Origin of the sequence: Vibrio inusitatus (assembly GCA_024346935.1) — a bacterium.
Taxonomy (GTDB): domain Bacteria; phylum Pseudomonadota; class Gammaproteobacteria; order Enterobacterales; family Vibrionaceae; genus Vibrio; species Vibrio inusitatus.
The window spans coordinates 1,320,105-1,335,129 of sequence record AP024879.1; the positions used below are offsets into that span (position 1 = coordinate 1,320,105).

Annotated in this window: 13 protein-coding genes and 1 pseudogene; 8 read left to right on the plus strand and 6 right to left on the minus strand. The window is 41.2% G+C overall.

What is annotated here, in order from left to right:
• Positions 1-2: 2 nt before the first annotated feature.
• The gene (locus OCU48_RS18695) at positions 3-2,408 is read right to left on the minus strand and encodes a heparinase II/III family protein (RefSeq protein WP_141346576.1); all 2,406 of its coding nucleotides are present in this window, start codon (positions 2,406-2,408) and stop codon (positions 3-5) included.
• Positions 2,409-2,863: 455 nt separating this feature from the next.
• Here OCU48_RS18695 and OCU48_RS18700 point away from each other — a divergent pair, with 455 nt between their 5' ends.
• The 5 genes and pseudogenes from OCU48_RS18700 to OCU48_RS18720 all read left to right on the plus strand — a co-directional run bounded on the left by OCU48_RS18700 (position 2,864) and on the right by OCU48_RS18720 (position 7,968).
• A complete protein-coding gene (locus OCU48_RS18700) occupies positions 2,864-4,033 on the plus strand; it encodes a glycoside hydrolase family protein (RefSeq protein ID WP_141346577.1) in 1,170 nt (389 codons plus the stop codon).
• A 32-nt stretch (positions 4,034-4,065) separates the two neighbouring features.
• Complete coding sequence (gene dctP / locus OCU48_RS18705) at positions 4,066-5,049, plus strand: TRAP transporter substrate-binding protein DctP (protein WP_141346578.1); 984 nt, start codon at positions 4,066-4,068, stop codon at positions 5,047-5,049.
• A 202-nt stretch (positions 5,050-5,251) separates the two neighbouring features.
• Positions 5,252-5,569 (plus strand): annotated as a pseudogene (locus OCU48_RS18710) (TRAP transporter small permease); the annotation flags it as partial.
• A gap of 186 nt (positions 5,570-5,755) precedes the next feature.
• A complete protein-coding gene (locus tag OCU48_RS18715; protein ID WP_244312361.1) occupies positions 5,756-7,054 on the plus strand; it encodes a TRAP transporter large permease in 1,299 nt (432 codons plus the stop codon).
• 17 nt (positions 7,055-7,071) lie between these two features.
• Positions 7,072-7,968, plus strand: a complete 897-nt coding sequence (locus OCU48_RS18720) for an ROK family protein (protein ID WP_141346580.1) — start codon at positions 7,072-7,074, stop codon at positions 7,966-7,968.
• Positions 7,969-8,322: 354 nt separating this feature from the next.
• Here the strand turns inward: OCU48_RS18720 and OCU48_RS18725 are convergent, their stop codons facing one another.
• Together OCU48_RS18725 and OCU48_RS18730 are read right to left on the minus strand one after the other, a co-directional pair.
• Entirely contained in the window at positions 8,323-9,057 is a 735-nt protein-coding gene (locus OCU48_RS18725; RefSeq protein WP_141346581.1) for a pirin family protein, read from the minus strand.
• Between the two features lie 34 nt (positions 9,058-9,091).
• Entirely contained in the window at positions 9,092-9,538 is a 447-nt protein-coding gene (locus tag OCU48_RS18730) for a DoxX family protein (RefSeq protein WP_141346582.1), read from the minus strand.
• A 295-nt stretch (positions 9,539-9,833) separates the two neighbouring features.
• Here OCU48_RS18730 and OCU48_RS18735 point away from each other — a divergent pair, with 295 nt between their 5' ends.
• Positions 9,834-10,742 carry a LysR family transcriptional regulator gene (locus OCU48_RS18735; protein ID WP_141346583.1) on the plus strand — a complete coding sequence of 303 codons (909 nt, stop codon included), beginning with the start codon at positions 9,834-9,836 and terminating at the stop codon, positions 10,740-10,742.
• Between the two features lie 316 nt (positions 10,743-11,058).
• Here OCU48_RS18735 and OCU48_RS18740 read toward each other — a convergent pair whose 3' ends face one another.
• Together OCU48_RS18740 and OCU48_RS18745 are read right to left on the minus strand one after the other, a co-directional pair.
• Positions 11,059-11,577, minus strand: coding sequence for a MerR family transcriptional regulator (locus tag OCU48_RS18740; protein ID WP_141346584.1), 519 nt, complete (start codon positions 11,575-11,577; stop codon positions 11,059-11,061).
• Positions 11,571-12,437 carry a DMT family transporter gene (locus tag OCU48_RS18745; protein ID WP_141346648.1) on the minus strand — a complete coding sequence of 289 codons (867 nt, stop codon included), beginning with the start codon at positions 12,435-12,437 and terminating at the stop codon, positions 11,571-11,573. The genes OCU48_RS18740 and OCU48_RS18745 overlap by 7 nt, the downstream gene beginning before the upstream one ends.
• Positions 12,438-12,889: 452 nt before the next feature.
• Between OCU48_RS18745 and napG the strand changes: the two genes are divergently transcribed.
• Entirely contained in the window at positions 12,890-13,624 is a 735-nt protein-coding gene (napG, locus tag OCU48_RS18750; RefSeq protein WP_141346585.1) for a ferredoxin-type protein NapG, read from the plus strand.
• On the plus strand, positions 13,624-14,505 hold the full coding sequence (napH, locus tag OCU48_RS18755; RefSeq protein WP_141346586.1) for a quinol dehydrogenase ferredoxin subunit NapH: 882 nt from the start codon (positions 13,624-13,626) through the stop codon (positions 14,503-14,505). Before napG ends, napH begins: the two co-directional genes overlap by 1 nt.
• On the opposite strand, the gene OCU48_RS18760 is transcribed toward napH, so the two are convergent.
• Entirely contained in the window at positions 14,469-14,882 is a 414-nt protein-coding gene (locus OCU48_RS18760; RefSeq protein WP_141346587.1) for a DUF3429 domain-containing protein, read from the minus strand. The genes napH and OCU48_RS18760 overlap by 37 nt on opposite strands.
• Positions 14,883-15,025: the final 143 nt, after the last annotated feature.

A 15,025-nucleotide genomic window follows, 5' to 3' on the forward strand; every position in this document is an offset into this window, starting at 1 on the left:
TCTTAATTACTGAGTGTTAACTTATTGTCATTCAGCGTCAGTGTTCTAATCCAGTCAGGTCCCTTGACTACCCATTCGTTAATACCCGTCTGTTCAACGGATTGAATTTGCGATCCAACTTCTGAAATGTAAGGTTCATAAACCGCGACGAATGGTTCATCCCATGCATCACCTTTCTGGCGGACCATTAGGGATTTTGTTGGTTTGTTCCAAATATTCTCATCGTAGTAAAAACGTCCAGCTCTATTCGCAGGGCTATCAACAGTGAATACCGTTCTATTGGATGCCTTCGGCATTAGGATATTAATAGCAATATCATCTTCATTTATTTGGGATTGAAAAGTGACCAAAAGTGACTCGGTAATCTCAGTTGACTGTTCATTACTAAAATAGTCATAGCCTTTATGGTTGCCATTCTTGCTAGTTAAAACCTGGCTAGGCTTGAGTGCTCCAGACTTGAGCATACTTTTATCCGCCATGCTGTGGAAAAACCAATCGTGGTACTCGTTATTAGAAGGTTTTGTATTCTTAGATCTAAATACATCAAAGAAAAATGCGGTATCTTCATCTATTCGAACTTGAGCAAGGGTTCGATTTTGAATAGCTTCGGGATAAACCATGCTTGCGTTTACATAGTTGTATGGTGTGACCTCAAGAGAGCCAATATCCGGATATGTGGTATTAACAACCATCTCCTGCTTCTGACCTGTTGGTTCCAATGCGTTAGGTACAACAGCCTCATATCTCAGGTTACCATTTGGTATTACGGTATTGTGTGCAGGTAATTGTGCGTAAAAGTCTTGATGATCCCCCTGCCAATAACTACTTCCACGACCTGGGTCAATAGCTTGAACATGGCCGGCACCGAACAGTTCAATAGCTAAACCGTTAGCTTGCATATGCTTGCCCTTAGTGCCGTAGATAGCTGAACCCAATGATTTATATTTATCATTGTTGTCAACTAAACTACGCTGAAGCACTAAATTAAGCGGTTTAATAAAAGAAATGGTTGGATAGTCAACCTGATGTGTATCAGTTTCGTGAAGCTCACCAATATATTTAGTCAATGCAAAAATGCGGTTATCTATTGTATGCCTGTCGTAATAGCCGCCATCAATTTCACTACCAAGCACACTTGATACATACTTTGCTACTTGCGGGTTTCGTTCGTTATTCCAGGCTAAAATGTTTTCGAGAAGTTTTGCGTTAACTCTTTGGTATGTGCTATTCCCAAGACCATGAGATTGACCTGATGGATACGTTTGCTGCACCTGACTTTGAATTGCGGCAGAAATAGTCGGGCTATCTAAGACTGCAGCACCGCCATCAGTGCTAGATAAAAGTGATGCAATTTCAATAATGTTGCTCGTTGTATCAAATGCATAACTTGGAGCTTCTGGCCACACTCCACTGTCAAGATCATAGCCAGTCTTGATGACCTCATTAACGCCCATTTGATTAATTAAATCTGCATCAAGAACGATAGAAATATAGTACTCACGACCTTTCTTATCTTCATAGTGGTCATTTGGTTTCAATGCCAATCCACCATAAGCAATTTGAATCGCTTGATGTAAGTTCCAGTTACCGTGCGCTTCTCCACCAACAATCACTCTATCGATTATTCGCTTGATACCTTGTTCAACAACAACAGCTTCGTTTTGATCAACGTAATCCCTCAAATAATCGTAGGCAACTGCTATAGATTTAACTATGTCTTCATGAATAACTTCATGTGAAGTAACACCAATTATCCGTGCAGTGGTCTCATTATTATCGATGATCCTTGGCTCATTTTTTTGCGCAAGTCCGGCCATATAAGTCCACAAAATATCCTTTGAAAACTTAGCGTATTTTTCATCATTGGTGATCCAGTAAAGAAAGGCTGCCTCAGAAGCTACTTTCATTATGTTTCTATTAATGATTTCTATTGAGTGCCCTGATTTTTGCGGCTCTACGAGACTTTGAACTCCAGTCACCTTATGCTCAAGGTACAATTTTCCATCTACATCGTTATATGGCCTCAAATCTTCAATACTTGGGGCCTGGTATTCAGTGTTCCAGTCCCTTGAACCAGCAAATCGTGGTGTTGCTATCTCAGCAGAACCCTCCCCTGACACCATTTTTTGATCAGAGATAATTGGAGTCGTGTACTTAGTATCCCAGTTCATCGCTAGGCGAGAATACATCCAGTCTTCTTGTTCTTGAGTCTTCGCAACATATACGTCGACGTCAGACTTCATCTGCTCAAAAACAGAGGAAGCCCAACTGGCATCACTAATCTTGCTCAATACTGCAGGCTTGTCTGTGTCTGAACTTAAAAGCAATGGGCCTGAATTCGCAAAAGTAGTTTGGGAGGCGAGAATAGACGTGCCAAAAAGTAAGGTAACGAGTAGTTTTGGTTTCATGATAATCCTATTAGCTAGGTGACTATTATTGTGTTTTCGATGGGCATGCTATTGGTAGATGAGCTAGAAAACTGTGATATCGATGATAGTAATCAGAAATAGTTCCATTTAATGACTCTTTTTGCGCATCAAGCCTCATTATCCTGAAACGTTTCATCACAACAAGGTAGGAGGCGAGAGGAGATAAATTACAAAAAAGATAAAATCAAGATTTATCGTTGAATAAACCATGATGAACACCATAAAAAACTACATATATGCATAATTAAAACTATTTACAATTTGTTACGTTCAAAAAACCCTCACTCAAGCATGATGTTTTATTTCATAAAATAATGGAACGTTTCATTTATGTGAATCCAATCACGGTATAACAATCGCACTAAAGGCAATAATACTGGCAGTTGAACGCGGCTAGCTTTTAGTGCCGTGCCCATATTAGTTTTGGAGATAACATGCTTAAGCAACTTTTAGAAATTCAAGCTGACATCGTTAGCAACATTGAGCGAAACGCTCCAATTATCGGACTTCGCAATCCAATGATCGGCGCCGGTGCCGAAGACTTCACATGGCTTTATCCGGAGGATTACTTTTGGACCGATTCATTTTGGACCGGAAATCTATGGCTAGCTCACATGCTCACAGGAAAGGATGAACTCAAGAATCTAGCAAGAATGCGTTACGCCCACTTTAAAGACATTCTCGACAAACCTCTTTGGCTGAATCACGATTTAGGATTTGAGTACAGCCTCACAGCTGTTGCTGATTATAAGTTGACAGGAAATAGGAACGCCCGTGAATTGGCATTGAAAGCAGCTGATGCTCTGCGCAGTCGCTTTAATTGGCACGGAAAATACTTAGTCGCTTGGGAGGCTGGTGCTGAAGATACAGCTCATGCCGAGTCAGTGCAGGGAAAAATCATTATTGACTGCATGCAAAATCTATCATTACTAATGTGGGCATGGAAAGAAACCAATGTTCAAGCTTATAGGGATGTTGCTATTGCGCAAGCTGATACAACATTAAAATACATAGTAAGGGATGATTTTAGTACTTATCACACTTTTGATTTTGATACTTCAACTAATAAGCCAATCAAAGGATGCACCCATCAAGGTTATGCCGACGAATCTTGCTGGAGTCGTGGTCAAGCATGGGCTATTCATGGTTTTGCACAAATGGCTTTGTTAACTGGAGATGAGCGATACATCGAAGCAAGTATGAAGCTAGCTGATTATGTTTTTGAACATATAACTCCAGACTTAGTTCCGGTCTGGGATTATTTACTCCCAGAATATGAAATTCAATATAAAGATACCTCTGCTGGTTCGATTACCGCTGCTGGCCTATTTCTTTTAGGTGAAGTATTACGGTCTTCTAACCACATCGAAAAAGCCGTGCATTATGAATCTTTTGGTAGAGATATGCTTTTTGCACTGAGGAAAAAATTTGATATTTCAGCCGTTCCTGATTCGCAAGGCCTTTTGTCAAATGCAGCTTCGCATCTCCCTCAAGCTAATGAAAAAGATCTAGATTATATGGCCAATGCCATGCTTCCGTATGGTGACTATTACTATTTTGAAGCTGTCCTTAGAGCAATGGGACACAAGAAGCTTTTTTGGTAATTAACTCTAGAACTCTACAAGGATAATAATAAATGAATAAAATTACTTCTGCCCTACTCGTCGTTGGTTCACTCACTTTGCTATCTTTCAACGCAAATGCCCGAGTATATAAGTTAGCAACCAACGTACCTTCCGATGGAGCACCAGGGCAATTATTGACTCAATTTGCCGAAGCTGTTGACCATAGAACTGAAGGTCGAGTGTCATTTCGTATTTACTGGAACGGAACTCTGGGTGGCCAAGAGCAATACATTCAGCAAGTACAAAGTGGTGTTATTGATGCAGGCCTAATCAATAGTGGAACACTTGAGAATTTAGTCCCTCAGATTGGCGTATTGAATCTACCTTATATTTTTCGATCGACAGAGGAGTTTGAATCAACAATGACAAACCCAGAGGTGACGCAGTTAATTCAGGAAGCAACTTCCGATCGCAACCTCAACACTTTAGGTTTCCTCAACAATGGTTTTAGAAGCGTTTACACTACTAAAAACGTCCAAAATCTAGACGACCTTAAAGGTTTGAAAATCAGAACGGTTCCTAGTGATACTTATATAAAGACGTTTAGAGCGTTTGGTGCTGTTGCGACACCTATGGATTTTTCAGAAATTTACTCTGCGCTTCAACAAGGAGTAATTGATGGCGCAGAAGGTGGTTTAGGTGCGCTTTGGGAACTCAATTTTGGTGAAGTAACAAAGTATGCAATTCGAACAGAGCATACTCGTTTAACCGATTTTGTTTTGGCTAGTCCACGCTTTACAAAAAGAGTAGGCGAAGCGGACTATCAAATTCTACAAGAGGAATTCGATAAAGTAAGCATCAAGTCGATCAGCTTTATCGAAGAACAAATAACTGAATCTGAAAACATGGCAATGGAAAAAATGAACGTTAAGTTCACTTCCATCGACAAAGATGAACTCATCGAACGCATTGAGCCACTGTATGAAGAAGCGCAAGATGATTCGAACAAGAAAGAGCTGATCAATAAGATTTTAACAATCCAAAACCGAAGCTAACCATATATGACTTAACTGTTCTGTACTCCCTTATCCTTACATATTTAGGGTGAGGGAACACTTACTTCTATCTTGGTATTGAATTATGACTAACTATGCAAATGCATTAAAGCCAGCCCAAAAATTTAATTTTAAACCACTAAAGTTTATAGAAAGCACTGTTGGTCACCTTCTGACCTTATTGCTTGCTTTCATGAGTGTAATGATTGTATATCAGGTATTTTGCCGATATGTTATCGATTCCCCGAGTAATATATCGGAAGAGTTATTACGATATTCACTCATCGTTCTCGGGATTTTAGGTGCTGCGCTTTGCTTTATGAAAGATAAGCACCTTAATCTGCCAATTCTTTCTGATAGGTTGAGCGAACCTAAGAGATCAATGCTGGAAACTGTGAATATCATTCTAAACTTGGTATTAGCTATTACGATCATTGCTGGGGGGTGGTTCGCAGTTCAAAAAAACATAAACCTTACGACTCCTATATTAAAGATTTCAGTTGGTCTTGTTCAATCTGTTCTAGTTGTATCAGGCGTCATTATTGCAACCCATTTACTTCAAAAGTTATTCAAAAAAGTAACCAAATCCAAAGCAGATCTAATCACAGCCGTCACAACAGTCCTAGTATTGGGAGCAATCACTACAGTATTCTTATACTTAAAAGACGTGCCCGCCTTTGATGACTACCTGTATGACAACCTAGAAATGCTGTCATTTTTAGTGCTTTTTGTGACTTTTTTTACTTTTTTGTTTCTCGGTACGCCAATATCAGTCGGGTTAGCAATTTCGGGTCTAATGACTCTCGGACTTCAAATTGATGTGCATAACCTAGTTGCAACGACTGGCGAAAAGCTGTTCAGCGGATTAGACAGTTTTGGATTTCTAGCTTTACCTTTCTTCATTCTTGCTGGCAACATAATGAATCAGGGCGGTATTGCTGAACGTTTGATTACGTTAGCTATGTTATTCGGAAAACGAATTCCTGGTAACCTTTGGCAAACCAATATTGTTGCTAATATGATGTTTGGGTCTTTATCTGGGTCTGCAATTGCTTCCTCCTCTGCTATCGGTGGCATTATGACACCCATGGCTAAGGCCAAAAATTACAATATGCCATTTACTACCGCAGTCAATGCGGCCTCATCGATCTGTGGCATGCTTATCCCACCTACTGGTGTATTCATCGTTTACTCATTGATAACTGGCGGATCTGCATCAATCGCAGCTCTATTCTTAGCTGGTTATGTGCCAGGTATTATAATGGGTGTCAGCGTTATGATTGTTGCATATATTTACGCTCGCAAACATAACTACCCCGTCGACGACACCAACCATACTGCCTATGAGGTGGGCATTATTGTTTGGCGTGCAGTACCAAGCTTATTCCTTATTGTGGTTGTGATTGGAGGGATTATCGGGGGGATTTTTACAGCCATTGAAGCTTCAGGAATCGCAGTGGCTTACAGCTTGGTGCTTTCAATTGTTTATAAAAATATTACATGGAAAAGCCTAGTTAGCATTGTAAGCAACTCAGCAATCAACTCTTCTGTAATTTTGTTTCTGATCGCTTGCTCCGGGCTAATGAGTTGGAGTATGACTTTCGCAAGCATCCCAGACACTATAGGCAACTTTCTCATTCAGATAAGTGATAACAAATATACAATCCTTCTTTTAATAAACTTAACTCTATTGCTCGTCGGTGTATTCATGGATATGTCACCAGCTGTACTTATTTTTACACCGATTCTATATCCAGTAGTTACAGGGCTTGGTATAGACCCTGTTCACTTTGGCATCATTATTGTTTATAACTTATCTATGGGGATAGTAACCCCTCCGGTTGGAACAGTATTATTTGTATCTTGCAATATAGCGGGAGAGAAAATAACCAATGTAATCAAACCATTACTACCAATATTCCTTGTTCAGCTCATAGGTTTACTTCTGATTACTTTCTTCCCTGCCATTAGTTTGACATTACCAAAGTTCTTTGGGCTACTTTAACCCTTTAGGAGATTTATATGTATATTGGATTTGATATTGGCGGGACTAAAATAGAAGCATGTGTTTTAAATGATGCTACTGAAATATTATATAAAGAAAGAGTATCGACACCTCGTAACTATGATGAATTTATCCATACTATTGTCCACTTGGTACACAAAATAGAAACCGAGTTACATATCGATGCCAAAGTTGGCCTCGGCCTTCCGGGTTCCATAAGCCCCATTTCTGGATTGGTCAAGAATGCAAATTGTACATTTCTAAATGGCCATGACCTAAAAGGCGACTTAGAAAGATTCTTATCGCGAGTAATCTCAATCGAAAATGATGCAAATTGTTTCGCATTGTCTGAATCTGTAGACGGAGCAGCAGTCTCAGGGCGTCTAGTCTTTGGTGCTATTCTTGGAACTGGATGTGGTGGTGGATTAATAATAGATAAGCAAATTTGGAGAGGACGCAATGCAATCGCAGGCGAGTGGGGGCATAACTCTTTACCATCGTACAGTTTAGAAAAAGACGGTCCAAGTAGACAATGCTACTGCGGTAAAAGTGATTGTATAGAGCAGTATATTTCCGGAACTGGACTAGAGCTTAGCTATAAACTAGCGACAGGAATTACCTTAGGTGCCAAAGGAATAATTGAACTAGTCAAGCAAGATGAAGAACAAGCCGTACAATGTTATAAGCTGTTTATAGACCAAGCAGCACGAGCATTCTCTCAATTAATCAATGTGATGGACCCTGATGATATAATAATAGGCGGCGGTTTATCTAACTATGATGCAATCTATAACGATATTTCAGTCGCCATACAAAAGTACCTCTTTACTGATGTTGCTACGGTATCAATCAAAAAGGCTAAGTTTGGTGATAGTAGCGGAGTTCGAGGTGCTGCTTGGCTCTCTCGCTCGTAGTAAATTAGCGCAATCTAATCAACACTTTTGAGCTTTCCCTTCGAAAGAGAATAGAATGTAAATTGGCAAGGCGTTTAATTAATATAAAGCAACCGAGGAAAACCTCAGTTGCTTTATATCAGCACAACACAATTAGAATTTCACAAACTCATACAAAGGAAATGCATACGGCGAATTGGACAAAATCATAAGCAAAACGAGATTTTTTACATAGATTCATTCTGGTACGCCTTTAGACAGAAACGTGTCAGATGTTTTACTAAGATAGCAGTCTTTGGATTAGCTGAAGTATTGCCAAGCCTCTAATCGTCTGACCAAAATCACTCATACGTTACAATCCCCACTCTTTTTCGGTCATTGTGTCATCTCTATAATAATGAAATGAGCATGCTCGTCTTTCAGGGTAAACTTTAGTTTCCCTGGTTGAGTGAGCTCTAATGTATCTTGCTCTCCCAAAGAAGGATGACCTTCCACATGCACAGTCCCTTCGATATTGCTTATGTATGCTTGGCGTCCAGGCTTTAGCTCAAACTCTACTTCCGCTTTTTTATCGGTCATCTCTGAGGCGTAGAAATTCACGTCAGAATTAATATAAAGTGGCGATGTGTCCTTATTCTCTGGGTTGCCCACTATATGAAGAAGTTTGTTCTCTCTATCGGCAAGTTCAAAACGTTGGTGGTTGTATCGAACTGGACCTCCGGCTTTATTTGGCATCACCCAAATCTGCAAAAAGCGTACCCAGTCATCGTCCTTATTCAACTCGGAGTGCCAAACGCCAGAGCCAGCAGAAATCGCTTGAACGTGTCCACGGCCAATAGCTTCCTCTTTTTGTGTCACGCTGTCCCAATGAGTCAGTTGACCTCGAACGACATAACTTACAATCTCCATATCTCGGTGTGGATGACGGTCAAAGCCACTATGCGGTTTTACATCGTCATCATTGAATACTCGTAGTGCACCGAAATTCATACGATTAGGGTTGTAGTAGTTCGCGAACGAAAAATGAAAATAGGTATTCGCAGGGTGTAGATCACTGCTCGGTAAATAATGTAAATCAGATTTTTTAATTAGATTAAAGTGTGTGCTCATTTTTAACTCCTTAAACTAAGTTTGATTCGTAGTCTTATGCAAAACGGCATTTAATCTCATTATCTAAAGCCAAGTTACCTGCACCGCTAATGAACAATGAAACAGAGGCAGCCAATAGTGCTAATCCAAACTCATAACCGTTGTTCGCCATAAACAGGCCATTTTCAAAATGAACACTCAATATTGCGACCATCATAGTGAATGCCAATATCAATGCTGCTGGACGGGTTAGTAGGCCAATTAAAATAGCCAGACCACCGAAAAACTCAGCACTGCCCGCTAGTAACGCCATCAAAAAACCAGGGCCTAAGCCGATAGAATCCATCCATTGCCCCGTACCTTCTAATCCGTAACCACCAAACATTCCAAACAGTTTTTGTGCGCCGTGAGCCATAAAGATCAGACCAACAGGCAAGCGTAGAGCCATAGTTGACCAAGTTGCGTTTGACTCAAGTGTTTTATTAATAAGTGGCGTAGACATAATAAGCTCCAATATATTTAAATTTAATGGTCACTGTGTTTGACCAATGGAGCCATTGTATTTAAAGAGTACTACAAAAAATAACGCAAAAATTCGAAGATATAGAACAGTTATTTTGAACTATAGTATTCTTACGCTGTAACAAGCGAGTAGCTGATAAAAGCGATCGCACTTAAGCAATAAATTTGAAATAAGCATCGTTAAGAGCTTTTAAAAAAACTTAATTTGAAGTTGTGATTGTCAGATGAGTGAAAAACCTTAAACCTATGCATTTGCCATCAATGGAGTTGAACAGATGAATTCTCCAATTACGTTGGATGCACTTAAAGTGCTCGATGCCATCGACAGAAAAAAAAGCTTTGCCGGAGCGGCGGATGAGCTGTTTCGAGTCCCGTCGGCTATTTCCTATACCGTCAATAAGCTTGAAGAAGACTTAGGGGTCGCCCTGTATGATAGAACCAAGCGAAAGGCTGAGCTTACCGATATTGGTCGTATGGTATTAGAACAGGGACGGCTTATCTTAACCGCTACAGAAACGCTGACTAACGTGGTAAGGCAATCCGCTAGTGGTTGGGAAGTAGAGTTGCGCATAGGTGTAGACAGCATGCTGAGCTTTCGTCCCCTTTATGATCTTATTGAAGCATTCCAAATGGAACACCCCTGGATAGCAATCAAAGTGGTAGAAGAAGTACTGGGTGGTAGCTGGGATGCATTAACTGCAGACCGTTGCGACTTGGTCATTGGCGCTGCCGGTTCAACGAGTGATTCATCTATTGCTACCTCTCCTCTTGGTACATTAGAGCTCATTTTTGCTGTTTCACCACACCACCCGCTGTGCAAGGCTGTTCAGCCCCTATCTGAGCAAGTGATGAAGGAATACCCCTCGGTGGTGGTCGCAGACAGTTCGAGAACACTAGAAACACGCTCGGCGGGCTTGCTCGATGGACAGTCTCGCATAACTGTTCCTAGCATTTCTAAAAAGATAGAGGCCCAATTACAAGGTCTCGGGGTAGGTTATTTACCGGTTCATCGTATTCAGCAAGAACTGCAATTGGGGCAATTGGTTGCTTTAGAAGTGGAGCGCATTGATCAAAGAGAGCCCGATATACATCTGGCTTGGCATAAAAACAACAAGGGCAAAGCCTTGTCTTGGTTTGTAAAAAAGATCCAATCATTCGAACACAATCTATTCTTAAGTGCTTAAGTTAAAACCTAAACTAAGGTTTTGCGGTTGAATTTAGTTCGGGTAAAAAGCGATTTAATCGCAGCGAGAACCTTGTCGCCTTATCATCTAAGCAAGAGAGGCTTAACAAAGAGTAAACTGTTTCTAGCCTAGCCCTTCGGATAGCGTTTGTTGGGCATTTCTATTTCATCTCTCCAACACAAAGGACAATACTTGAATCGCATATCAATACAGGTGTATTAATGAGCCTAATCTTAGTTATTACGTTAATGGACTCCAACTTGGAATGAGTCAGATACGTGTTGGCGGATAATGAAGTGAGAACATTCAAATAAACCTATGACTGTTGTGACCATGCCCTTATCTGCTTGATTTCATCTTCATCTATATTCAAAGATTGTAGAAATTTTAGGTGTCCTAAAGGTTCCATTTGCTCAAAACGTTTGTGCCAATTAATCATATCCTGCTCATCCATTCCAGACTCCTTGAGTATTTCTGTCCAACGTTCTTTAGTAAGCAAACCTTGGTTAAGAAGTTCAGGCTCTTTAAGTAAGGTCATGATTGAATGTTGCTGCTGACGCAACTTTTTAATCTCTAAATCAAGAGCAGAAAACTGCTGTCTTAATACCGCGTCTTTATCTTGAGGTTGCTGTAAAAGATTCTCTATTTCACTAACGGGAATACCGTAAGAACGATAGGTAAGAATCGTTCGAAACCTTTCAAGTTCTCCTTCTCCATATTGGCGATAACCACTAGATGTTCTCGATGTGGGCGTGAGTAGCCCCCTTCGTTCGTAATAGAGAACGGTTGTTCGAGACACCGCAAGCTGCTCACAAAACTGTTTAATGCTCAACATTTAGGGTTATCCTCATTGGTTATTTGATAGTGAGACCAAATCAATGGAATCAACGCACTAGCAAGAATAATGAATGCGCCAACCATTGACCATAAATCAGGAATTTCAGAAAAGATAACTAAGCCAATAATAAGTGAGTAGATTATCTTTACATACTCGACATTGGCAATGATGTTAGCTTGCGTCCATTTATATGCCGATATACCAACATACTGCGCAAACGAGGAGATGATGCCAACTAGCAGCAGTAACATAAAGTCTTCTATAGTCGGCGTGCGCCATAAATAGAGAGTTGGTATTAGTGCAATTAACCCAATAGCCAGTGCTTGGTATGCCATCAATGTTATCTTCGGCTCACTTTGTGCCACTTTTCTCACACACACTACTGCTACCGCAGCTCCTAGTGCGGCAATCACACCAGATAAAACATAAAGGCTATTGCTTTCAGCAAAAGTAGGTCTAACAACCATCATTACACCGATAAACCCAACTACAATCGTGAAAGTGCGAGTGCTAGTTATCTGCTCTGCCAATACGAAACGTGCTATCAGAGCCACAAAGAGTACCTGTAAGAAACCGAGTGCTATCGCATCAGAAAATGGAATATTACTCACTGTTATAAAACCAAAATACAATGCAATAAAAGCTCCTATTATCCTTAATAGATGAAGGGACAGTTTATTGGGTTTAAGTAACACACCCATATTTTTGCTAATTGCAGGAATGAGCAAAAGCATAAAGATCAATTGCCGAAAGAACAGGATCTGAAAGGTGTCGTAGTCTGCACTGAGTTGTCGAACAAATACCCCTACTATAGTAAACAATGCTGTAGATATAAGGGCAAATGTGATCCCTTTCATTGTCGATGGCAGATGGTCGAAGAGTTGATATATCTTTGACTGGCGTAAGTCTCGTAATGATTGCAACGAAATGTACCTCTTTATTCAGGGGGTATGAGGTTTAACATTCTAAACTCGTTACTTATAGACAGGTCAAATGATGGTAGTCACCTATAGGCATCAATAGTCAACCCTCGCTCTCTCTCATAGGTTTTGGGAGTAAAGCCAAATTAACGTTGCATGTACCATTGGCATCATTGGAAACTTAAAAAATCCGATTTTATTAATGTTCTCAAACGGCATTATCCTCGGGCCACACTATTGCCCAAGGCTCTCACATCAAAGCTTTAGCTCACCCTCATTCGCTCTAGATCATAAAAAGCTGACTTCCTTTCAATAATTCGACTCAAAAGCTCACTATTCACCCAATAAAGGCACATAATTAATAGGGGAATATCCGCAGGGGTAACACAATGAAGAATCCAAAGAATGGTCCTTCTCCGAGTAGAAGACGCTTTTTGCGTGATGCGGCACGCACGGCTATTGGGGTGGGCTCCGTGGCGACACTCCTTGGTATACAGTCCCGGCAAAGCCAAGCTGGTGGTTCCGGTGTACCTATTCGCCCACCAGGAGCACTTCCTGCCGGTGACTTTGAGGCAGCGTGTGTACGATGCGGGCTTTGCGTTCAAGCATGTCCCTACGATACTCTCAAACTTTCTACTCTAATGTCCAAGTCTGCTTCTGGTACACCTTATTTCACTGCGCGAGATATACCATGCGAGATGTGTGACCACATACCTTGCGTTGTTGCCTGTCCGACAGGTGCTCTTGATCCTGCATTAACTAACATCGACGATGCTTTAATGGGAACTGCGGTGCTTATCGATCACGAAACCTGTCTCAATTATCTTGGTTTACGCTGTGATGTCTGTTATCGAGTTTGCCCATTGATCGACGAGGCAATTACCCTTGAATACCAACGAAATAACCGCACGGGTATCCACGCCAAAATGATCCCCACGGTGCATTCAGAGTCATGTACCGGATGTGGTAAGTGTGAACAAGCTTGCGTACTGCCAATAGCAGCAATCAAGGTAGTGCCAACGGAGCTGGCTAAAGGTGAACTAGGCCATCACTACAAATTGGGCTGGAAGGGTGATGAAACCATTCCCGTACCCAGCCTAAAAGAAATGCGGGAGAATAAATAATGGCTAAAAACCTCGCAAAAGATGCTGGTAAAGAAGCAATAGAGGCACTCGGGTGGTGGCAAACACATCGCTTTCTAATCTATCGCCGTTTGTGCCAAATCTCTATTATGGCTTGTTTTATGCTTGGTCCGACACTAGGCATACTTAAAGGAAATCTCTCTTCAAGCTTAGTATTGGATACAATCCCCCTTAGCGATCCACTGATTGTTTTGCAAACCTTAGCAACAGGGCATATTCCTGAAATGACCACCTTCATTGGTGTTGCTATTGTAATCGTGTTTTACGCGATGTTAGCGCCAAGGGTATTTTGTGCTTGGGTATGCCCTTTAAATATGGTGACAGATTTAGCCGCTTGGATGAGACGAAAACTCAACCTAAAAGCCAGCTATCGCTGGCCATCAACTCTTAGGTACTGGCTGATCCCTGTCATTCTTATTGGGAGTGCCATTTCAGGAACCACCTTGTGGGCATGGATAGATCCCGTAGCAACGCTTCATCGTGGACTTGTTTTTGGCATGGGTGCCGGCTGGATCCTCATCGTATTGGTGTTTCTACTGGATCTTGTGCTCGTTGAACACGGATGGTGCGGACATTTGTGTCCCTTAGGCGCAACTTACGGAGTGATTGGAAGCAAGAGCGCACTGCGCATTACCGCAACAAACAGAGAAGCTTGCACGAAATGTATGGATTGTTTCTACGTCTGCCCCGAACCCGAGATTCTAAAGCAGCCTCTGAAAGAAGGGGATCGCAGAGTAATGAGCCAAGATTGCATCAGCTGTGGTCGCTGCATAGAAGTGTGCCCGACTAAGGTATTCGAGTTTAAGTCACGTGGCTCACATCAGGTTCAGGTAAGCACAAAGAGCCCAAGCATTACTAAGTGAGAAGCGAGCACGACACTCGTTAGAATAACTCTTAACGTCTGATAGCTCGGGTTATCTCGTTTCGGCTCAAACATCAAATTAAAGCCGTGAGCCAAGCCTATGCCGATCAATAAGACGACTGGACTGTGATAGGCAAGTAGCCCTAAACCAATAACAACTAACGTTATGACGTTTGATGCCACCAGCGGCAAAGATTTAGGCTGTTTTGAATCAACACATCTTCCCCATACCGCTCCCGCCATAAAAATGGCAATGCCTCCGCTGTATACCAAAAATGTCATCAAGAAATGAAATGAGTAATCATTTACAGAATAACCGTACAGCAGTGGAAGGAAAATGAAGGGAATAAGTCCCATGTAACCGAGAGTAGTCGTCATGTCTTTTGTTACGCATCCAAATCGTAATAGATCAATTACTTACCAGTCTAGTGCACCCACGCCATGTGTAGAAGAAAGTCTGCATCCCTTTTCTACTCAACTACAGTTTACAGTGTAAAAACCTCTTAAAGCGACATGATGAA

What these genes read in the sequence shown, in the direction of transcription:
- OCU48_RS18695 (WP_141346576.1), bottom strand. Translation starts at nt 2,408, where the DNA reads ATGAAACCAAAACTACTCGTTACCTTACTTTTTGGCACGTCTATTCTC.
- OCU48_RS18700 (WP_141346577.1), top strand. Translation starts at nt 2,864, where the DNA reads ATGCTTAAGCAACTTTTAGAAATTCAAGCTGACATCGTTAGCAACATT.
- dctP (WP_141346578.1), top strand. Translation starts at nt 4,066, where the DNA reads ATGAATAAAATTACTTCTGCCCTACTCGTCGTTGGTTCACTCACTTTG.
- OCU48_RS18715 (WP_244312361.1), top strand. Translation starts at nt 5,756, where the DNA reads ATGCTGTCATTTTTAGTGCTTTTTGTGACTTTTTTTACTTTTTTGTTT.
- OCU48_RS18720 (WP_141346580.1), top strand. Translation starts at nt 7,072, where the DNA reads ATGTATATTGGATTTGATATTGGCGGGACTAAAATAGAAGCATGTGTT.
- OCU48_RS18725 (WP_141346581.1), bottom strand. Translation starts at nt 9,057, where the DNA reads ATGAGCACACACTTTAATCTAATTAAAAAATCTGATTTACATTATTTA.
- OCU48_RS18730 (WP_141346582.1), bottom strand. Translation starts at nt 9,538, where the DNA reads ATGTCTACGCCACTTATTAATAAAACACTTGAGTCAAACGCAACTTGG.
- OCU48_RS18735 (WP_141346583.1), top strand. Translation starts at nt 9,834, where the DNA reads ATGAATTCTCCAATTACGTTGGATGCACTTAAAGTGCTCGATGCCATC.
- OCU48_RS18740 (WP_141346584.1), bottom strand. Translation starts at nt 11,577, where the DNA reads ATGTTGAGCATTAAACAGTTTTGTGAGCAGCTTGCGGTGTCTCGAACA.
- OCU48_RS18745 (WP_141346648.1), bottom strand. Translation starts at nt 12,437, where the DNA reads ATGAAAGGGATCACATTTGCCCTTATATCTACAGCATTGTTTACTATA.
- napG (WP_141346585.1), top strand. Translation starts at nt 12,890, where the DNA reads ATGAAGAATCCAAAGAATGGTCCTTCTCCGAGTAGAAGACGCTTTTTG.
- napH (WP_141346586.1), top strand. Translation starts at nt 13,624, where the DNA reads ATGGCTAAAAACCTCGCAAAAGATGCTGGTAAAGAAGCAATAGAGGCA.
- OCU48_RS18760 (WP_141346587.1), bottom strand. Translation starts at nt 14,882, where the DNA reads ATGACGACTACTCTCGGTTACATGGGACTTATTCCCTTCATTTTCCTT.